This is a genomic window from Collinsella sp. AF11-11 (assembly GCF_003465485.1).
Classification (GTDB): domain Bacteria; phylum Actinomycetota; class Coriobacteriia; order Coriobacteriales; family Coriobacteriaceae; genus Collinsella.
Map to the genome: position 1 here is coordinate 71,553 of NZ_QSAS01000002.1, position 20,892 is coordinate 92,444.

Annotated in this window: 16 protein-coding genes; 8 read left to right on the forward strand and 8 right to left on the reverse strand. The window is 59.8% G+C overall.

Features of this window, described 5'->3' with window-relative positions; all coding sequences use genetic code 11:
* Nucleotides 1-264: 264 nt before the first annotated feature.
* From DWV58_RS01770 to DWV58_RS01800, 7 genes are all read left to right on the forward strand, one after another.
* Nucleotides 265-1,143 (forward strand): patatin family protein, encoded by an 879-nt coding sequence (locus DWV58_RS01770; RefSeq protein WP_117775977.1) that lies wholly within the window; start codon nucleotides 265-267, stop codon nucleotides 1,141-1,143.
* A 157-nt stretch (nucleotides 1,144-1,300) separates the two neighbouring features.
* Entirely contained in the window at nucleotides 1,301-1,744 is a 444-nt protein-coding gene (rplM, locus tag DWV58_RS01775) for a 50S ribosomal protein L13 (RefSeq protein ID WP_022094635.1), read from the forward strand.
* 2 nt (nucleotides 1,745-1,746) lie between these two features.
* Nucleotides 1,747-2,142: a 30S ribosomal protein S9 gene (rpsI, locus tag DWV58_RS01780; protein ID WP_022094634.1), complete on the forward strand. Its 396-nt coding sequence runs from the start codon at nucleotides 1,747-1,749 to the stop codon at nucleotides 2,140-2,142.
* Nucleotides 2,143-2,265: 123 nt separating this feature from the next.
* Complete coding sequence (glmM, locus tag DWV58_RS01785) at nucleotides 2,266-3,603, forward strand: phosphoglucosamine mutase (RefSeq protein ID WP_117775978.1); 1,338 nt, start codon at nucleotides 2,266-2,268, stop codon at nucleotides 3,601-3,603.
* Nucleotides 3,604-3,704: 101 nt separating this feature from the next.
* Nucleotides 3,705-4,172: a PTS glucose transporter subunit IIA gene (locus DWV58_RS01790; RefSeq protein WP_370448355.1), complete on the forward strand. Its 468-nt coding sequence runs from the start codon at nucleotides 3,705-3,707 to the stop codon at nucleotides 4,170-4,172.
* Nucleotides 4,173-4,444: 272 nt separating this feature from the next.
* A complete protein-coding gene (nagB, locus tag DWV58_RS01795; protein ID WP_055251013.1) occupies nucleotides 4,445-5,173 on the forward strand; it encodes a glucosamine-6-phosphate deaminase in 729 nt (242 codons plus the stop codon).
* A 448-nt stretch (nucleotides 5,174-5,621) separates the two neighbouring features.
* The gene (locus tag DWV58_RS01800; RefSeq protein WP_117775980.1) at nucleotides 5,622-8,621 is read left to right on the forward strand and encodes a BTAD domain-containing putative transcriptional regulator; all 3,000 of its coding nucleotides are present in this window, start codon (nucleotides 5,622-5,624) and stop codon (nucleotides 8,619-8,621) included.
* Nucleotides 8,622-8,690: 69 nt separating this feature from the next.
* On the opposite strand, the gene DWV58_RS01805 is transcribed toward DWV58_RS01800, so the two are convergent.
* The 8 genes from DWV58_RS01805 to DWV58_RS01840 all read right to left on the reverse strand — a co-directional run bounded on the left by DWV58_RS01805 (nucleotide 8,691) and on the right by DWV58_RS01840 (nucleotide 18,292).
* A complete protein-coding gene (locus tag DWV58_RS01805; RefSeq protein ID WP_006234690.1) occupies nucleotides 8,691-8,990 on the reverse strand; it encodes a YhbY family RNA-binding protein in 300 nt (99 codons plus the stop codon).
* Nucleotides 8,991-9,148: 158 nt separating this feature from the next.
* Nucleotides 9,149-10,096: a methyltransferase domain-containing protein gene (locus DWV58_RS01810; RefSeq protein ID WP_370448356.1), complete on the reverse strand. Its 948-nt coding sequence runs from the start codon at nucleotides 10,094-10,096 to the stop codon at nucleotides 9,149-9,151.
* A 256-nt stretch (nucleotides 10,097-10,352) separates the two neighbouring features.
* Nucleotides 10,353-11,717 (reverse strand): PFL family protein, encoded by a 1,365-nt coding sequence (locus DWV58_RS01815; protein WP_035136908.1) that lies wholly within the window; start codon nucleotides 11,715-11,717, stop codon nucleotides 10,353-10,355.
* Nucleotides 11,718-11,825: 108 nt separating this feature from the next.
* A complete protein-coding gene (locus DWV58_RS01820) occupies nucleotides 11,826-14,393 on the reverse strand; it encodes a homocysteine S-methyltransferase family protein (protein ID WP_233540476.1) in 2,568 nt (855 codons plus the stop codon).
* Entirely contained in the window at nucleotides 14,383-15,375 is a 993-nt protein-coding gene (locus DWV58_RS01825) for a DUF4928 family protein (RefSeq protein WP_158564504.1), read from the reverse strand. Before DWV58_RS01825 ends, DWV58_RS01820 begins: the two co-directional genes overlap by 11 nt.
* Nucleotides 15,359-16,519 carry a DNA cytosine methyltransferase gene (locus DWV58_RS01830; RefSeq protein ID WP_117635905.1) on the reverse strand — a complete coding sequence of 387 codons (1,161 nt, stop codon included), beginning with the start codon at nucleotides 16,517-16,519 and terminating at the stop codon, nucleotides 15,359-15,361. Before DWV58_RS01830 ends, DWV58_RS01825 begins: the two co-directional genes overlap by 17 nt.
* 109 nt (nucleotides 16,520-16,628) lie before the next feature.
* Nucleotides 16,629-17,420, reverse strand: a complete 792-nt coding sequence (locus tag DWV58_RS01835) for a hypothetical protein (protein WP_117775981.1) — start codon at nucleotides 17,418-17,420, stop codon at nucleotides 16,629-16,631.
* A complete protein-coding gene (locus DWV58_RS01840; protein ID WP_117775982.1) occupies nucleotides 17,420-18,292 on the reverse strand; it encodes a methylenetetrahydrofolate reductase in 873 nt (290 codons plus the stop codon). Before DWV58_RS01840 ends, DWV58_RS01835 begins: the two co-directional genes overlap by 1 nt.
* 426 nt (nucleotides 18,293-18,718) lie before the next feature.
* Here DWV58_RS01840 and DWV58_RS01845 point away from each other — a divergent pair, with 426 nt between their 5' ends.
* Complete coding sequence (locus DWV58_RS01845) at nucleotides 18,719-20,806, forward strand: glutamine synthetase III (RefSeq protein ID WP_117645902.1); 2,088 nt, start codon at nucleotides 18,719-18,721, stop codon at nucleotides 20,804-20,806.
* Nucleotides 20,807-20,892 lie beyond the last annotated feature (86 nt).

Here is a 20,892-nt window from a genome sequence, read left to right on the forward strand (position 1 = left end):
GAAAACGCGTGAGCGTTTTTAGCCCGCGGGCGAGGGCGCCGGCAGGCGCCCGAAGCCGGTGCGGATTTGCGAAGCAAATACGCGGATTCTCCGCGCAAAGTCCCAGCTAGATATAGATGCGATGCCGATCGGGCGTCTTGCCCCGGCCTCAACCCATCAGCGGATCCCCCAAACCGCGGAGAATCGAACTCTGCTCCAAAACCAATGCGCTCTCTATCCCAAAACTGGGTAGAAGAAGCCCAAACGAAACAGCAGGAGGTCAACATGACTGCAGAAGATAAGGCAAAGAACGCCGGCAAGGTCGCGCTCGTTTTGGAGGGCGGTAGTTTTCGCGGGCAGTTTACCGCAGGCGTGCTCGACGTCCTCATGGAGACCGGCGTCGAGATTCCGGCGGTATATGGCGTATCGGCCGGCGCCCTCAACGGCGTGAACTACAAGTCGCACCAGATCGGCCGTGCCAACCGCATCAACCTGGCTTTCTGCAACGACAACCGCTTCATGGGCGCCGCATCGTTTGCGTCCACGGGCTCCATCGTCGGCTACGACTTTATCTTCAACGATGTCCAGGACCGCCTGGATCCCTTTGACAACGAGACGTTTGATGCGAGCCCCATCGAGATGTACGCCGTCGCGACGGACATGCTCTTTGGAACTGCCGCGTACCTGCCGGTCAAAAGCGCCGTGCTCGACCTCGATGCCGTGCGCGCCTCGACGTCGCTGCCGCTGGTGACGCCGCCGGTCGAGATTGACGGGCACAAATACGTCGACGGTGGCGTAGCCGATTCGGTTCCCATCGAGCACGTGCTGGAGGAGGCGGGCTTCGATCGCGCGGTTGTCATTGTCACGCAGGACCGCTCGTACGAGAAAAAGCCCTACGAGTTTATGCCCGCCGCGCGCGCCCGCTATGCCGACTACCCCTACCTGCTCGAGGCTATCGAGACACGCCACGACCGCTATAACATCCAGCGCATGCATCTGTGGAAGTATGAGCGCGAGGGCCGCGCACTGGTCGTTGCTCCGCAAAAGCCGGTCGAGGTCGGCCACGTTGAGCACGATCCGGCAAAGCTCCTCGACCTGTATATTCAGGGCCGCCAGGAGGCAAAGCGCTTGCTGGGAGATATCGAGGCATTTGTCGAGCGCTAGTGTCGCGGCGTCATGACCCATGGACGACATGTGCAGAAAGTCTGGTCGGAGCCAAAATACCTGTTGACTCGGGCGGCGAGCGGGGTAATATGGACGGGTTACTTGCAGAGCCCCGTGAATCTCTGTAACAACACGTACTGTACATGGAGGAGTCTAAGTGATTTCGAAATCGACTCACTACGCCAAGCAGGGCGAGGTCCAGCGCAACTGGGTTCTCGTCGACGCCGATGGTGCTGTCCTGGGCCGTCTTGCCACCCAGATCGCAATGATTCTGCGCGGTAAGAACAAGCCCCAGTTCACGCCCAACAGCGACTGCGGCGACTTCGTTGTCGTCATCAACGCCGATAAGGTCCAGCTTACCGGTAACAAGGCCGACACGAAGACCTATTATCGCCACAGCGGCTACAACGGCGGCCTCAAGGCTGAGAGCTTCCGCCAGGCTATGGAGAAGCATCCGGAGAAGGTCATCGAGCGCGCCGTTCGCGGCATGTTGCCCAAGACCACCCTCGGCCGTGCCCAGATGACCAAGCTTAAGGTCTACGCTGGTGCCGAGCATCCGCACGCTGCCCAGAACCCCACGAAGATTGAGCTGGAGGCTTAAAGATGGCTGAGAACACCGTTGTCTACCAGGGTACTGGCCGTCGTAAGAACGCCGTCGCCCGCGTCCGTCTCGTCCCCGGCACCGGCAAGGTGACCATCAACAAGCGTGACGCCGAGCAGTATTTCGGCCGTCATCAGCTCGTTGAGAACGCCCTTGCTCCCTTCAAGGTGACCGACACCGCCGGTCAGTTCGACGTTATCGCTCTGTGCGATGGCGGCGGCATCTCCGGTCAGTCCGGCGCTCTGCGTCTGGGCATCGCTCGCGCTCTTCTGAACGCTGGCGACTACCGTGCTGACCTCAAGAAGGCCGGTTTCCTTACGCGCGATGCTCGCGTGGTCGAGCGCAAGAAGTACGGCCTCAAGAAGGCCCGCCGCGCTCCCCAGTTCTCCAAGCGCTAAGGTTTTATCTCCTTTCGAGATACAATGTACAAGCGGGGCCTGCCGATTCCTCGGCGGGTCCCGCTTTTCTTTTTCGACTAGGGCGGGCGGTTGCATATCGCCTGCTAGGGAAGGAGCGATCCTATGCCCCAGAACATCTTCGGTACCGACGGCGTCCGTGGCGTCGCCAATGCCGACCTCTCGTGCGACCTCGCGTTTCGCCTGGGCCGCGCGGCGACCAAGTTCCTTGGTCCGGATATCTGCGTCGGCCGCGACACGCGTCTTTCGGGCACCATGCTCGAGAGTGCTCTGACCGCCGGTATCATGGCCGAGGGCGGCCGTCCGCACTGCTGCGGCGTTATCCCTACGCCGGCCGTGGCACTGCTCACCGTTCAAAATGAGCTCGACGGCGGCATCGTCATCTCCGCTTCGCATAATCCGCCGGAGTTCAACGGCATCAAGTTCTTTAGCCGCAAGGGCATGAAGCTTCCCGATGCTGTCGAGGAAGAGATCAGCGCCTGGGTCATGTCCGAGGAGGCCATGGCTGCCGACACGCTGCCGACCGGCGCCGGTGTGGGTCACATCATCAAGATGAAAGACGCCCGCAAGGCCTATGTCGATCATGCCATCAGCACGCTCGACGGCCTTAAGCTCGATGGCCTGGTTGTTGCCGTCGACTGCGGCCACGGTGCTTCCTGCCGGACCACGCCCGCTGCGCTGCAGCGCCTGGGCGCCACGGTCCATGCCATCAACACCGATTACTGCGGCACCGACATTAACGTTGAGTGCGGCTCCACTCACCTTGAGCCCCTGCGCGAGCTCGTGCTGCGCACCCACGCCGATATCGGCCTGGCCCACGACGGCGACGCCGACCGCGTGCTGTTCGTCGACGGCGAGGGCAATGAGATCGACGGTGACTACATCCTGGCTATCTGCGGTTCTGACCTCGCCGCCCGCGGCAAGCTCGCCAACTCCGAGATCGTCTCGACCGTCATGTGCAACCTTGGCTTCTCCATCGCTATGAAGGAGCAGGGCTTCGAGATGGTTCAGACCGCCGTGGGTGACCGCTACGTTTTGGAGCGCATGCTCGCGGATGGCGCCGTCATCGGCGGCGAACAGTCCGGCCACATCATCTTCCTGGAGCACAACACCACCGGTGACGGCCTGGTGACGGCTCTGCAGCTGCTGGCCGTGCTCAAGCGCACCGGTCGTACCCTCACCGATCTTGCCGGCATCATGAAGAAGTACCCGCAGGTACTCGTCAACGTGCATTCCGACAACAAGGCCGGCCTGGACGATTGCCAGCCCATCTGGGACGCCGTCGCTGCCGCCGAGAAGGAGCTTGACGGCCGCGGCCGCATTCTGGTGCGCCCGAGCGGTACCGAGCCGCTGGTCCGCGTTATGGCCGAGGCCGAGACGCACGAGCTGACCCAGCGTGTTGTCGACGACATCGTCGAGGTTGTCAAGCGCGAACTTCCCTAATGGTCAAAAACGGGTGCCAAGTGGTAAACTGTTAAAGCTATTTTGATTGATTGGTATGTCCGAGGGGGAGCATGTTCACTAAAGTCCTAAGGTCTTTTGGTATGCGTGGACGAGTTCTTACGCTGGATGCTCCCGTCTCGGGCGACGTCATTCCGTTGTCCGAGGTCAATGACCAGACATTTGCTACCGGCCTTTTGGGCCAGGGCGTGGCGATTCAGCCTACCGGCACGCGTGTGATTGCGCCGGCAGACGCCAAGGTCGAGGCCATTTTTCCCACGGGTCACGCCGTTGCGCTCAACACGGTCGATGGCCTAGACGTGCTCATCCACGTTGGTTTGGACACTGTTCAGCTTGAGGGCAAGCATTTTAGCGTGCATGCACAGGTGGGCGATGTCGTCCATAAGGGCGACGTGCTCATCGAGTTCGATCGCGAGGCAATTGCTGCCGAGGGCTACGATGTGACGGTTCCCATCTTGGTGTGCAACTCCGTTGAGTTCTCGAGTATCAAGGGCTCCGTTGGCGTGCATGTCGAAGAGATGGACCAGCTCATCGTTGCTCGGGAGCGCTAGCAAGTGCACGTGGCCATTAGCCTACAATTCAAACACGTTTATGGAGGGCGCCCTTGAAAGAGGGCGCCCTCCGTGGCAAGATGGGATTTGTCCGAAGCTAAACGGCTTTGGGTCACCGTGGACGGGCAGGGGCCTCGACGCGGCTAGACACGAGACACATACATTACGCGACCTCGCCCTGGTGGCCGCACACGTTGGTTGCGGCCGACGCGGGCCGCGGGCAAGTGCTTGTAAGGGGAGCCTTGCCTCTCTTGTACGAGAAAGGACGCGTAATGAAGATCATTAAAGCTAAAGACTACGAGGATATGAGCCGCAAGGCCGCCAATATTATCTCGGCGCAGGTTATCCTCAAGCCCGATTGCGTGCTGGGTCTTGCCACCGGCTCCACCCCGATCGGTGCCTACAAGCAGCTCGCTGCTTGGTACGAGAAGGGCGACGTCGACTTTGCCGAGGTCAGCACCTACAACCTGGACGAGTATCGCGGCCTTTCGCACGACGATCCCCAGAGCTATCACTACTTCATGCGTGAGAACTTCTTCGATCACATCAACATCGACCTGAACAACACGCATGTGCCCGACGGTTCCAACCCCGACGCCGCCGCTGCCTGCTCTGAGTACGACAAGATCGTCGCCGCCGCCGGTTACCCGGATCTGCAGCTGCTCGGCATTGGCAACAACGGCCACATCGGTTTCAACGAGCCCGATGACCACTTCTCCAAGGGCACGCACTGCGTCGACCTCACCGAGAGCACCATTCAGGCCAACAGCCGCCTGTTCGACAGCATCGACGATGTTCCCCGTCAGGCCTACACCATGGGTACCCAGACCATCATGTATGCCCGCATGATCCTAGTCGTCGCCAACGGCGAGGCCAAGGCTCAGGCCGTGCATGACATGTGCTATGGTCCGGTTACGCCCGCGTGCCCGGCTTCGATCCTGCAGCTGCACACCAACTGCGTTGTCGTTGCCGACGAGGCCGCCCTTTCGCTCTGCGAGTAGCGCGAATCCTGCATCTCGACATAGCCTTGCCTAAGGCCTCCGCTTTGCGGGGGCCTTTTTGTTATCCCTCTCCGCCCGCTTGACCAAAATCTTGCCGCAAGCTTGACGAATGCCGGATGCCCAACAGCTTGATTCATTCCATACCAGATTCTATGCAAAAATGCCACTAAAAGGTCGTAGACGGTAGCGGGTGCTAGGCGAGTTGAATGACATAGCTGAACCTTGTTCATTTGCGTTACACTGCCGCTTAGATGGGACAAGCTGACAAGCTCATTTACCTGCTTAAAGACCGATTAGTCGGGGGATTAATAACAATCGGCCCTCGCTGTACAAAAACTTGCCGCTTGCGTACCAAAAGACAACCTAGAACACAAGGTCGCTCTATTCATAGCGCGGCTTGTATGGTCTTGCGGTTACAGTGTCCATACGGTCGAGTTGAGGAGCGGGCATGGTAAACGATTTGGGCAGTATGGACGACCTCGAGCTGATGCCGCTGGGCGGTGGCTATATGGTGCGACGCGAACGCTTGATGAATGAGCTTCTCGCCAAGGGCCGAAAGGCCGGCATCGTGGTTCTTTATGCGCCCGACGGGTTTGGGAAGACCTCGGTGCTGCTGCAGTACACCCATGAGGTTAAATGCGACCCGACGCGAGGCCCCGTGCGGATTATCGAGGCCGATCGCGCCACTGGGCGCGAGGTGTTTATGCAGCTCGAGGTGGTTACCGAAGAACTCAAAGACAAACCGCACTCCCTCATCGCGATTGATAATGTGCCAAACCTCGATCAGCACGATACCGAAGACCTCATCGACAGGATTCGCGGCCTGCGCGCTATGGGGGTGGGGGTCTTTATCTCCTGCCGTCCTTCAAATCGTCAACTGATTCATGGGCTGGGCGATTCGGTTAAGATCAATGCGCAGATGCTCAAGGTGCATGCCTATGAGTATTCGGCGTGGGCATCGGCGTTTTCGATCAGCACATCGCTCGACTTTTATCAGCTCACGCAGGGCGTGCCCGAGCTCGTTTCGGCATTGCAGACGGGTCTGTATGGCCAAGGCGACGTAGCCGGTCTGCTCGAAAACGAGATTGTCAACGTATATGGCGCGGCACTTGTCGACCTGGCTTCGCTCGACAATAATGCACTGTTTTGCGTGGCATGTCTCATGATTTTGATGGGCGAGGGCAATATTGCAGAACTCGAGGCTTGTGGGGTGAGGCTGTCGATGGTCGACCAGTCCTACTTTGTACGCGACTACCCGATCTTTGGCTTGGATCCCGCCGAGCGGAGTTTTACGTGTCTGGGCACGGAGGATAACGGACGCTTGCGTTTGCGTAAGTTGGTGGCCGAGGTTCGCCCCGAACTTGTTCCGAGGGCGGCCCGGATTTTGCTTAAGGCAGGTCGATGCGATGCGGCGATGGGCCTGGCGGACGCCTTTTTGGACCGTGATGCGGTCCTTGAACTTGCTGGGCAGTATGGGGTCGATCTGGCTCTGACGGGGCACGGGGCCGATATCTGCCGAGCAGCGCTGGGCACGATCGATGCCGACGATCCGGCTCCAGAGCCAACGCCTGCCGAGGCGCTTGGCGTATATCTGGCAGCGGTCGGCGTGTCCAATACAAAGCTCGCCCGCTATATGGCATCGGTCATCGAGCGCGGGGGCGAACGGGCGGCCTGTGAAATAGACCCTGTTTCATGGAGGGTGGCCCAGACACTGACGGCTGTTTGCTATGGGGACAACGGGCTTGGGCTTCCTGCGAACCTGGCCGTGCCAGAAATCGAGACATCCCATACCGCACTCGATATGTTGTCCGCGCATATCGAGGTCAAGCGCTGCCTGACCGAGCGGGGAGATGACGGCGGCGTTCTACAGCAGCTCAAAACGAGCAAGGCCTACGACTGCGAGCTCGACATCGCGGGGATTGTTATACGGGTCGATAGCATGCTGGTGGAGCTTTTTGACGGGTCGTTTGCGGGAACCGACGAGCGCGACGACGAGATGACGGTGGTGCGGGAGGCGCTCGACGTACGTGGGCTTAAGGCGATAGCTATCTGGGTGCGCATGGTGCTGGCGGCACGGCGGCTCCTTTCCGGCCTGCCGGTAACCGACGACGCGGCGTTCAACGAGCTCGATCGTTTTGCCGTGCGCATGCGCGATAACCAGATTCAGCTGTTTGGCCTGTTGCTAGAAGGCTGGCAGTCGCTGGCAGAGGGACGGCCGGTTAATGCAAAGTTCCGTGCGGTCCAAGTGCTCAAACTTGCCGAGGAGTCGATTGCGTACATGCGCGATAACGCATTGCTGCTGGAGCGCGCGGCGTATCTGCGTAACACCTCGATGGTTTCGGTACGTGAGGAAGCGGAGTTGCTCGATATAAGCCAGACGCAGGTTGGTGGCGCAGAAGCCTGGATGGTGGCGCTGCATTTGGCCTGTGCGGGCCGAGACAGCGACCTTGCGGCCTGGATGTCCATGAATCGTGCGGGGATTCTAGAGCCATCGTATCGGCTCTTTGCGCGCCTTGCCATGCATTGTCTGGGCGAGCCGGCGGCCAGGATACGCAAGAAGCTTCCCGTGCGCGAGCTGTCGCGGTACTCGCTGCGCGACGATTTGGAAGGGGAGGGCGAGCGCCTGTTCCAGGCCGGCGAGGTTGAAGCCGTTGATACCATCGACCATATCGAGATTCGCATGTTTGGTGCGTTTCGCGCCGAGCGCGACGGGTTTCCCATCACGGACAAAATGTGGCGCCGCAAGAAGGCGGCGACACTTGCCGAGCGGCTTGCACTGGGCATGGATGCGCTCGTCGATCGTGAGACGCTGGCCATGGAGCTGTGGCCCCATGCCGAGTTCAATAGCGCCCGCAATAACCTGTACTCGACGATATCGCGCTTGCGGTCGGCTTTGGGACCGACGCCGGATGGCAAGTCGTGTGTGCTCATCCAAAATGAATGCATCGGACTCAACGGCGACTACGTCAAGACCGATGTACGGCTGTTTGACCAGATAAGCCGCGAGGTTTTGGGAAATCGCACGGGTGCGCGCGGGCCCCATTTAGTTGAGCTGTGCCTTAAGATTGAGCAGCTTTATGCCGGACCGCTGTATGTTCCCAATGGCTGTAATCCCACCTACTTTTTGCGTATGCGACGCATTATGCAGTCAAAGTACATCGATTGCATGATTAAGGGAGCAAATGCCGCTCTAGAAGAAAACGATCTGCAGTCGGCGATTTGGCTGGCGGAGTCGGGTCTTCGACAGGAAACGGCGCGTGAGGATATGGTGCGCTGCGCCATGCGTGTCTACAGTGCGGCGGGGCGGAGGCGCGATATCGTCGAGCTATACAGTGGGCATATGCACCATCTGAGGGAGCAGGTCAATGGCGTGCCCGAGCCCGAGACGCGGCGTCTATACGAGCGCTTGGTGGAGGGGCGGCTCAATCGCGTGCTGGTCGAGCGATAAAAAACGGGCGCCCGAAGTACTTGGGCACCCGTAAGCTTGCTATGTGTTGGTTCGCCGGATCATTGACTCTTAGACGAGCTTGATCTTCTCGATGTCCTTGCGCGAGGACTCGCGATACAGCGAGAACTTGCGGCCGATGACCTGGACGACCTCGGCGTGGCAACGCTCAGCGAGCTCTTCGGCGGCCTCGCGGGCGGAAAGACTGGAGCCATCGAGCACGGAGCACTTAACGAGCTCATGCTTCTCCAGGTAGGCGACCGTCTGCTCGACGGTGCCCTCGTTGACATCGGACTTACCGATGATGATGGCGGGGTTGAGGTGATGGGCCATGCTGCGAAGCTGCTTGACCTGGGCTCCTGTCAGTGCCATGGGTTCTCGCTTTCTATGTATGGGGCGCCCCGCGACGGGGCCTTAATCTACGTGAGCTGTCCCACGATAGCGCAGGAACGGCGCGGTGTGGAGCGCGTTTGCCCAGTTCAAAAAGAATGCGGATGCCGAGTGAGTGGGCGGTGCGGGCTGCGAACAGGCTATGAGCTGGGCGCAGAGACCGGTTCCCATGCAATAAACGCCCAGCGAACCTTACGGATATGGTCGAGCATATAGCGCCCCTGCGGCACGCCCTTGGAGCCCGGCTCGCCGGCATGGGGGTTTTCGATCATGTGCTGAGCGATATAGTCGCGCAGGCGGTCGATCTTATCCTCGTTGCCATGCTCGAGCATACGGGAAAAATCCGCCACGCCTGCCTCAAGGCTATCGAAGGTATCGCGACGAGGCGATTCAAAGTATGTAACCTGCGGCAACGCACCCATCTGAATGAGGATGTTGAAGGCGTACACAAAGCCATTGCTGCAGGTAACCGAGGTGCCGATAGCGTTCATCACGTGCAGGTCATAGCGCGGGCTGGAGTTGGCGACCATCGTGACAGCACAACGGCGACGAGCCGTACGGTCGAGCTTGGCAAGCGCACCTTTTAGGTCATTTGTGGTGACGGAACGACTGGCAAAGGCAACATCCACAGTCTTGGCAACCGGCCCAACCAAATCCCAATCATCGTCCCAAGCAAGCTCAAGCGGCGTAATGCGATCTTCGAGCCCATAGTACTCAATGCCAGCATCAAGCGTGCCCAACATGGCAGGGGAAAAGTCAGCAGCAATCACAGGATGCCCAGCCTGAGCAAGCGGAATAGCAATCGACCCAGCCCCGCACCCCATATCGAGTACCGACTCGCTGGGCTCAAGCGCCAGCAGCTTTATAAAATCCCGAGCATAAGGGGCAGTCTCCAACGGCCGAAAATGCCGAGCCCTTTTATCCCACTCAAAAGAATCGTCAGCCCGCCGCCGATCAGCTTGCAGACGCATCCACTCCAGATTCCAATCTGTGGAAAGCAGCTCAGAACGATTCTCCCCATCAGCCACGGGCCAACCTCCTAGCAACAAAAAAGCGACTCCTCCCAAAAGAAGAGCCGCAACCAGCATATATCAGAAAGAACCGATCCAACGCCAAACCGTCATACCAGCAAAGTAGGGCAGAAGCGAAGCGACTGCCAAAGGGATAGAACCCAACCGAGGGCCCGTTGTGCGGGAGCCCCGGGGAGGGCAAATATATAAGGTCGATCGCGAGTTCCGCACGAGCCGGAGAGCACTTAATGTGCTCTCCGTGCGAGCCAGGACTGTCCGAGCAGGCGACCTTATATATTTGCCCTCCCCGGGGCTCCTCGCCAGTCCCCCTCAGCTAGTTCTTCAGCGAGTTCAGCGGCGCCGGGAAACGTCCACCGCGGTGGGCAAGCACGGTGCCGGCGTTGGGGTTCACCGGCATGATGGGTGCACGGCCGAACAGGCCGCCGTACTCGACGCAGTCACCCACGCCCTTGCCGATGGCGGGAATCACGCGGACGGCCGTGGTCTTGTTGTTGATGACGCCGATGGCCATCTCGTCGGCGATGATGCCGGCGATGGTCTCGACCGGGGTGTCGCCGGGGATGGCGATCATGTCCAGGCCGACGGAGCACACGCAGGTCATGGCCTCGAGCTTCTCGAGCGAAAGCGCACCGGCTTCGACGGCGGCGATCATGCCGGCGTCCTCGGACACGGGGATGAAAGCGCCGGAGAGACCGCCCACGCTGGAGCTGGCCATGACGCCGCCCTTCTTGACGGCATCGTTGAGCATGGCGAGCGCGCAGGTCGTGCCCGGGCCACCGCAGGTGCCCACGCCGATGATCTCGAGGATGCGCGCGACGGAGTCGCCGATGGCAGGCGTGGGAGCCAGCGACAGGTCGACGATGCCCTTCTCGACACCCAGGCGATGGGCGGCCTCGCGGCTCATGAGCTCGCCGGCACGGGTGATCTTAAAGGCGGTCTGCTTAATCTTTTCGGCGACTTCCATCATCGATGCGGAATCGGGCAGCGTCTCCAGGGCTGCGGCCATAACGCCGGGGCCCGAGACGCCTACGTTGATGACGGCGTCGGCCTCGCCACCGCCGTGGACGGCGCCCGCCATAAACGGGGAGTCCTCGACCATGTTAGCAAAGCAGACAAACTTGGAAGCGCCGACGGAATCCTGGTCGGCCGTGAGTTTAGCGGCATCGATGATGGTCTGGGCGGCCATAAGCACGGCGTCCATGTTGATGCCGGCGCGCAGGCTGGCGACGTTGACACTGGAGCAGACACGGCTCGTGGTGGCGAGCGCCTGGGGGATGGACTGGATGACGCGGCGGTCGGCGTCGCCGATGCCCTTCTGGACGAGTGCGGAGAAGCCGCCCAGGTAATCGATGCCGAGCGTCTCGGCCGCGCGGTCGAGGGCATGCGCGATGGGGGTGAGGTCCTCATCCTTGCAGCACGCGGCGATCTGCGCCACCGGGGTGACGGAAACGCGCTTGTTGACAATGGGGATACCGTACTCGCGCTCGAGGTTCTCGGCGGTCTCGACCAGATGCTCAGCCGTGTGCGTCACATGGTCGTAGATCTTCGTGCACATGCGGTCGAGGTTCTCGTCACCGCAACCCATGAGCGAAACACCCATGGTGATGGTCCTGATGTCGAGGTTCTGTTCCTCAACCATGCCGCGGGTTTCCGCGATTTCTGCGGGCGTGATCGCCATCCTTGCGCTCCTATCTGCCAAAACGAGCATAGTCTTATCTATTCTAACGTGCCGCACGTGCCAAGTGGCGCGTGCGGCACGTTTTGGTGCTCGGTTGTTTCCGTTGTGTTACTTCCCAAAGACCTCTTCGGCGATACGAGCGCTCTCGGCGGCGTCCTTGGCGTAGTAGTCCGCGCCGATTTGCTTGGCGTATTCGGGGGTGAGCACGGCACCGCCCACGATGATCTTGACGCCCGGAACCTCGGCATGGAGCAACTTGATGGTCTCTTCCATGGCGACGACCGTGGTGGTCATAAGCGCCGAGAGGCCGACGAGCTTGATGTCACGCTCCTGCACGGTCTTGAGCACTTCTTGCGGGTCGACATCGCGGCCTAGGTCAAAGACGGTGTAGCCGTAGTTATCGAGCAGCATCTTGACGATGTTCTTGCCGATATCGTGGATGTCGCCCTTGACGGTGGCCACGCAGATCTTACCCTTGTCGGCAATCTCGCCGGCGGGCATCAGGCGCTTGATGGTGTCGAAGCCCACGCGTGCGGCTTCGGCCGAGGCCATGAGTTGCGGCAAGAAGAACTTGCCCTGGTCAAAGAGGACGCCCACCTCGTCGAGGGCGGGGATAAAGTGGTTGTTGATAAGGTCCATGGCGTCGTGGTCTGCCAGCAGACGCTCGGTCTCGGCAGCGATCTCGCCTTTGCGGCCCGAGACGACCATGCGACGAATCGGGTCGTCGTTGCCGTCGGTGCCGGCGGTGCCGGCAGCGGGCACGGTGTCGGTCGATGCGGCCTGAGCTGCTGCCGGGTTGGCGGCGATCTTATACGGATCGGTCCAGCCGGCATAGCGCTCGATGTATCCGGTCGAGCCCTCGTCCTCAACGCTCAGGACGCGATAGCTGTAGACGGTGTCCATAAAGCGCTTGGAGCCCGGGTTCATGATGGGGGCATCGAGGCCCGCGCCAAAGGCGGCGGCCAAAAAGACCGAGCCCAGCAGCGGGCGGGCAGGCAGACCAAAGCTGATGTTCGACACGCCGAGCGCGCATTTGACGCCCAGGCGCTCCTTGCACAGGGACATGGCGCGCAGGATCTGCTCGGCCTGGCGTTGATTGGTCGAGGCGGTCATGACCAGGCAGTCGATGAGGATACGGTCCGGGCCGATGCCGTAGCGGGCAGCCTCGGCCACGATGCGCTCGGCGATGGCAAAGCGGGCCTCGGCGGTATCGGGGATGCCGCCTTCGTCGAGCGTAAGGCCGACAACGTTGGTGCCGTAGTGGGCGACCAGCGGGAAGATCTCGTCCATGATCTGCTGCTTGCCGTTGACCGAGTTGATGATGGGCTTGCCGGCGTAGCGACGTACGGCGGCCTCGACGGCGGCGGGGTCGGTGGAGTCGATCTGCAGCGGCAGCAGCGTGGAGCCTTGGAGCTGCTCGGTGGCCTGTTGGATAATCTTGACCTCGTCGATCTCGGGCAGGCCCACGTTGACGTCCAGGATGTCGGCGCCCTGCTCCTGCTGGCTGATGCCCTGGCCCACCACGTAGTCCAGGTCGCCGTCGCGCAGGGCCTGCTGCAGGCGCTTTTTGCCGGTGGGGTTGATGCGCTCGCCGATGACGGCGATCTTGTGGCCGTCGCAGGGGAGGTCCACCACGGTCTGGGCGCTTGTGACCGACATGCTGGGCTTGCGGTGGCGCGGACTGGGCGTGTGGTTATCGATAAGCGTGCGCAGCGCTGCCATGTGCGCCGGCGTGGTGCCGCAGCAGCCGCCCACGACGCTTACGCCGTCCTCAATCATACCGGCGACGGCCACGGCGTACTCGGGCGCCTGGATATCAAAGACGGTGTTGCCGTCGTCGTCCACGTGGGGCAGTCCTGCGTTGGCCTGCACCATAACGGGCTTGTCCGTAACGGTGAGCATGCGAGCGGCGAGTCCTCGGAGCTCGGCCGGTCCCTGGCTGCAGTTGATGCCCAAAACGTCGGCGCCGATGGCATCGAGCGTGATGGCGGCAACCTCGGGACTCGTGCCCAGGAAGGTGCGACCGTCTTCCTCAAAGGTCATGGTGGCAAAGACGGGCAGGTCGGAGTTCTCGCGGCAGGCGAGGACGGCCGCCTTGATCTCGGCCAGGTCGGTCATAGTCTCGATAATAAAGAGGTCCACGCCCGCGGCGACGCCGGCGCGCACTTCCTCGGCAAAGAGGTCGTAGGCCTCGTCGAAGCTGAGGGTACCCAAGGGGCGAAGCAGCGCGCCGATGGGGCCGATATCGCCGGCGACGTAGTGGGCGCCGGCCGCGCGGGCGCAGGCGACAGCGGCGGCAAAGACATCTGCCACGGTGGCGGTACCGTCGAGCTTGTGGGCGTTGGCGCCAAAGGTGTTGGCGGTGATCACGTCGCAGCCGGCTTCGACGTACTGACGCTGGATGTCGGTAATGACCTGAGGCTCCTCAAAGTTGAGCAGCTCGGGCAGGGCGCCGGCCTTCATGCCGGCCGCCTGCAGCATGGTACCCATGCCGCCGTCGAACAGCAGGTGTCCCGTGCCCTCGATGGCGGCGCGCAGACGATCGTCCTTAATGCGAAGGTCGTCGATCGTGCGCGTCTTGTATGCAGCTCCGTTGCGGCGCGCAGCATCAACAGGCGCCGCCAGCGCGGCACCGTCCAGATCATGAGTGATAAGTATGTTTGAGCTATTCGCCATGTGCGTCCATTTCGTCTAGAGCCCACTGAGGAATTTCTATTTGAAGGGATTTGTCGGGCTCGATATCTTCGATTCGCTTGTTGTAGTGGGCAAGAAGCCGTGCGACATTTAATCGAATTAGGCCTCGCTTGTAGAACGATAATTCTTCAATATTGATGCCGATAAACGATTCGAGCGCGATAACCTGTACGCGATTGCCGAGTCCCTCACTTTCGAACAGTCCGTAAGCGAAGGAAACTTTATCGTGGGGGACAACGACGATGGGCCGAATGCCATTTCGAATGTTATCTCGGCATCGATCGGTCAATTTGGCCATTGGCGATACAGTCACGTGAAATGCAGCATCATTGATTTGGAAATCGCCAGAACGGTCTGTTTGCTGGTCGGCAGCGTTTGAGTTGTCCTTTCCGATTTCTATGGTTGGAAATAACATCTCTAGTTTTGCGCCTACCAGGTGCTGTGCGACGGTACCCGTTGGCTTATCGGACCGTAGGCTTGCTTCGGCTAGGATATCATCGACAATGACAGAAATTGGTTTTTGAAGATCGATTTCGACTTTGATTCTCTGCCGGTTAAAGAAATCGACCTGGATTCGCTCGACGAAGAAATTGGCGATTGCATTCGCAGCTTCAAGACGAGCGTCTTCGCAAGTGTCACTGGGTAGGGCAGAGTTGATAATTGTGGCAAGCTCAAGCGCCATCGGGAGTGTGCCGCGTGAGGTTCTGCCGCCCTCTGATGCGAAGGCACGCGTTTCCCCATGTCTGGCTAAAACTGTTTTGATGCATGCTCCACTTAGGCCTCGTACTTGGCTCCCCTTGTCCGATTGCACATAATCGTCGGTGAGCGGAAAACGGTTTTGCAACAGCTCGCTTATGCCTATGCCAACCGCCATGACGTTACGGTTGACATTGCCTCGCTTGCTGCGTTTGGATTCGTACCAGAGTTCAATGGCATCCAAGATATCTTTATCGGGCTCGTTCAAGGAGCAATTGGTCATTTCCATTATTGTTCACTCCGTTCCTTGAAGACATAAGCGCTGGTTTGACTGCATTTTTTATAAGCCAAGTGACAACTGGCACGGCAACTGCATCGCCGAATGCGTAGCGAATCTGAGCATCCGAGAAGCCGCTAAACTGACATGAGTCAGCACCTTGGAGACGGGCATATTCGGTTCCAGTCATCCAGCGAACTTCTATCTTTCCGTTTTCGCATATAACGACTGCCTGTCTTGATGAGCCGCCGCGAGCCGTTCTTAGACATCCGGCAATTTCTTCTTCACGGATTTCCCAGCGCACAACGCCTGATCGCGTGCGACGGTAAGCAGTGCGAACAGTTTTTTCTTTGGCATTTAAGAAGCGCTGAAGGCGCTCTGCTTGATGCGGTGCAAGCGAGTCGATAAATGCTTGTACTTGGTTTTTGTTCCACCAACGCTTGTCGCCCTCGGGAATATCTTCAACAACCGTTGCAAGGCCCGTCATGCGAAGTGGGCTCGGCTCGTTTAGGTGAGAGACGTGCGTAATGAGTGAAGGGTCGGAGTGAATCCAGGAGACCTTTTCAGGTCGAAGCGAGGAATCGAGTCGGCTGTTGGGAAGAGGGTCTTTTAATCCGACGACAAACATGCGGGGGCGTGACTGGGGAAGCCAGTGCCGTGCATCGATAAAATAAGCGTCGCATGAATAGCCTAAACGATTAAATTCCTGGCAAACGAGTCTAAAGTCATCACTGTTATTAGACGTGGCAAGGCCGATGACGTTTTCGAGAACAAGTGCCCGCGGGGCACGATCGCTCATTCCTTCGATGGCCTTAATAAAGCCAAAGAACGCACTGGACTCTTTGCCAGAGATAAGTCCCTCCCTGTTTCCCGCGAGAGATAAGTTTGTGCAAGGGCTTGACGCCCATGCGATGTCGGCTTGGGGTATTAGGTCGGGGTCGAGTGTGTGGACATCCTGCTCGACTAGATGCTCATCGCCCCAGCACTGGCTGTACATGGCGCATTTAGTACGGTCTATGTCATTTGCCCAGATTGTTTTGATTCCGGCTTTTGCCATGCCGGCACGAGCCAAGCCAATGCCTGAAAAAAACTCAAGCGCGGTTAGTTGTGGCGAGAACTGCAGAATGTTGTGCATGTACTGGCTTTCAGATAGTTGTTATTTGGCATCTTATGGTACTTGTTTGTGAGGACATCCGCTTACTTACGGATGAGATTCCCTCGATACCGTGCCATCAATTGACATTTTATTCAGAATGCGAATAGCAGGTGGTGTGGGCGGCGCGGAAGCGGCAGTGCTCGCGCATGCGGCAGATAGTGCAGGTGGGGCGGCTCTGGGCGTCGTGGACCTCGCCGTCGAACAGACCGATCACCGCGGTCACGCTCTTGGTGGGCATGAGCAGGTTGGTGGGTGTGACGGTAAGCCCGATGAGCCGCGTGGCGTTGAGCGCAGCCACGATTGAGCGCTGGGCCGTAAGCGGGCAGTCGCCATAGCCGGGGCTGAAGCGCCAGTTGCCGGTGAGCCCGTGTACAGCGGCCGCGGCCTTGACTTGCTGGTCCATCTGCTCGACGGCGGCCTCCACATAGGCGGAGCACGCGGCATCGAGCACGGCTCCCTCTAGGGGCTGCTGGGCTCCCGTGGTGCGCAGGCGACGCTCGGCGTCCATGCCGAGGGTGCATGCCATGAGTGCGGCAAAGCGGGCGTCTTTGAGATGGCGATAGATATCGCGACCTTGCAACTCAACGTTGGTGCCAACCAGACGGATGCAAGGCTCTCCCTGCTCGTCCACGCCCGTGGCATCGATGGCAAATACGCGGCGCACGCCACGGGGCTCAATGTCCAGCTCAAGGTGCTCGACCACAAGCTCAATACGCTGCGACAGCTCGGGCTCAATCTGCTGACCGCCGTAGCCCAGATACCGCAGCATCTCGGCACGGTCGACACGGGGATGGTGCGCAGCATCGACACGATAAAGCGCCGGCGACGCAAGGTCGGCCGGCACTTCGACAGCGGTTGTATCGATGTGCGGTTTTTCCATTACCCCAGGCGCTCCATAATAGTCGCGGCGATCGCAGGACGATTCATAGTGTACAGGTGCAGACCGGCGGCGCCGTGCTCCTTAAGGTCGCAAAGCTGACGGGCGGCATAATCTACACCGGCTGCCTGCAGGCTCTCGGGGTCGTTCTCGTACTTGGCGAGAATCTTGATGACGGGGGAGGGCAGCGACGCGCCGCACATAAAGACCATGCGGCTGATCTGCGACTTGCCCATAAACGGCATGATGCCCGCGGTAATGGGCACGGTGATGCCGGCCTTGTCGGCAAGCTCGCGGAAGCGATAGAAGCACTCGTTATCAAAGAAGAGCTGCGTCACAAAGAAGCTCGCGCCGGCGTCTTGCTTTTGCTTGAGGTGCTCGACCGAGAGGTTGAGATCCTCGCAGGCAATGTGGCCCTCGGGGTAGGCTGCGGCGCCCACACAAAAGCCGGCGTCGACGAGCTCGGGGATGAGGTCGCGGGCGTAGGCGTAGTCCGAGGCGGGCTTGTCGTCCTCGGTCGCGCCGGCAGGGAGATCGCCACGCAGGGCCAGGATGTTTTCCACGCCGGCGGTGCGGTACTCATCGATCTTGGCGGCGATATCGGCGTGGGTACGGCCCACACAGGTGAGGTGCGCCACCGAGGGCGTATCGAATTCGCTCGTAATCATATGCGCGATGGGGGCGGTGGTGGCACCGTTGCCCGAGCCGCCAGCGGAACAAGTGACCGAGACAAAGCTCGGCGAAAGCTTGCACAGATTGCCTGCCACCTCGCGAGCCGTGTTGAGGGTAAGCTCGCCCTTGGGCGGGAACATCTCAAACGAAACGGGTGCGGTGCCCTGGGATGCTGCCTGCTTAAAAACCTCGTCGACGCGCATATCGTGCTCCTTTAGATACGTAATAGTGTGATGTGTTGTAAGGATTCTACAGCACCACTGTGTCACGGTGGAGTTTCACTCGCTATTCGGGGATACCAATCAAAGATGCCTTGCTATCGACATTCCCTATAACAACGCAGCTCATTGGGGGCGGGGTTATAAAGACTGGTATCTGATGCGAAATACCAGTTAATAGAGCCCCATCCCAAATTGACTACCCTTAAACCATGGGGAGAGGTCTGCAATTTATACAGTTGATTGGCTGTTGAGGGCGGCAACGCCGCCGCGATGCGGTAACCTCATTGATTGGTTTCGTGACAGCAACATAACGGTAATGTTGCGGAAACACGACGAGCCTAATCTATGACTCGTTCGTTAGTAATCAACACTGCTTCTCACGCGGTGCCGATACGAAGGGAGTTCCGTATGGCCGAACTTACTGACCGCTTCGGGACCATGGTGTTCTCTGAGGAAGTCATGAAGGACTACCTCCCCAAGGACATTTGGAAGCGCCTTGCTGCAACCCTCGAGGACGGTGAGCCGCTCGACCTGGATGTGGCCAACGCCGTTGCCCACGCCATGAAGGTCTGGGCCATCTCCAAGGGCGCGACGCACTACGCGCACTGGTTCCAGCCGCTTTCGGGCATTACTTCCGAGAAGCACGACAGCTTCCTCGAGCCCAACCACGACGGCACCGCCATTACCAAGTTTACGGGCAAGAACCTCATTCAGGGCGAGCCGGACGCCTCCAGCTTCCCCAACGGCGGCCTGCGCGCCACCTTCGAGGCCCGTGGCTACACCGCTTGGGATCCCACCAGCCCCGCCTTTATCAAGGACGATGTCCTGTGCATCCCCACGGCTTTCTGCTCCTACACGGGCGAGGCCCTGGACAAGAAGACCCCGCTGCTGCGTTCCATGACTGCGCTCTCGCGTGAGTCCAAGCGCGTTTTGGCGCTGTTTGGCAAGACCCCCAAGAAGGTCGTTCCTTCCGTGGGCGATGAGCAGGAGTACTTCCTGATCAAGAAGGACGCTTACCGCAAGCGCAGGGACCTGGTCATCACCGGTCGCACCCTCTTTGGCGCTGCCCCCTGCAAGGGCCAGGAGCTCGAGGAGCACTACTTTGGCGCTATCCGCCCCACCGTCTCGGCCTATATGAAGGACCTGGACGATGAACTGTGGGCGCTTGGCATTCCTGCCAAGACCAAGCACAACGAGGTCGCTCCCTGCCAGCATGAGCTCGCTCCTGTCTATGGCGAGGTGAACGAGGCCATCGACCAGAACCTGGTCATGATGGAGAAGATGAAGCTCATCGCCTCCCGTCACGACTTGGTCTGCCTGCTGCACGAGAAGCCCTTTGAGGGCATCAACGGTTCGGGCAAGCACAACAACTGGTCGCTTGGCACCGAGTCCGAGAACCTGCTCGACCCGGGCGACACCCCGCTCGACAACCTGCAGTTCATCGTCTTCCTCACCGCGGTGATCGAGGCCGTCGATAACTATCAGGAGCTCCTGCGCGCTTCCGTCGCCTCGGCCGGCAACGATCATCGTCTGGGCGCCAACGAGGCTCCTCCGGCGATTATGTCCATCTTCCTGGGCGACCAGCTCACCGAGGTTGTCGAGAAGATCATCGATGGCAAAGCTTCCGTCCATGCCACGCGCGGCGTGCTCGACTTGGGCGCCGATACCCTGCCCAAACTGATGCAGGACAACACCGACCGCAACCGCACCTCCCCGTTCGCCTTCACCGGCAACAAGTTCGAGTTCCGTGCCTGCGGCTCCGAGCAGAACGTCTCCGACTCCAACCTGGTGCTCGATGCCGCCGTGGCCAAGTCGCTCAAGTCCTTCGCCGACGCACTCGAGGGTACGCCCGAGGATAAGTTCCAGGACGCCGCGCTCGAGTACTGCAAGAAGGTGCTGACCGATCACCAGCGCATCCTGTTCTCCGGCGACGGTTACTCCGACGAGTGGCCCATCGAGGCCGAGAAGCGCGGCCTTGCCAACAACAAGACCACGGCCGACGCTCTTCCCGCCTTTGTTTCCGATAAGGCTATCGCGCTCTTTGAGGAGACGGGCGTCCTGACCAAGGCCGAGGCTCAGTGCCGCTATGACTGCAAGCTCGAGAAGTACAACAAGCTCATGAACATCGAGGCTACCACGATGGTTCGCGAGGCGCGTCGTACCTATCGCCCGGTCATTACCGCCTATGCCACCAAGGTCGCTAAGGGCCTTGAGACTATTCGTGCCGCCGGTGCTGAGGCCGCCATGCAGTGCGAGCAGAACACGCTCAACAAGCTCTGCAACGGTATCACCGCCATCAACGACTCCATCAAGGCGCTCGACGCCGTACATCAGAAGGCTGAGGCCCTCGATGGTCAGGAGCAGGCCAACGTGTACGCGCACGAGGTCGTTCCCGCTATGGATACGCTGCGTGCCGCCGTGGATGCCATGGAGGAGATCGTGGCCGCTGACTACTGGCCGGTCCCGACCTACGACGACATTCTGTTCTACGTGTAGAGCGTAACTGACATATCGTTACAGTATTGAGCCGGGGTCCGCATCGCGCGGGCCCCGGCTTTTGTTTGCGAAGGACGCTTTGGAGT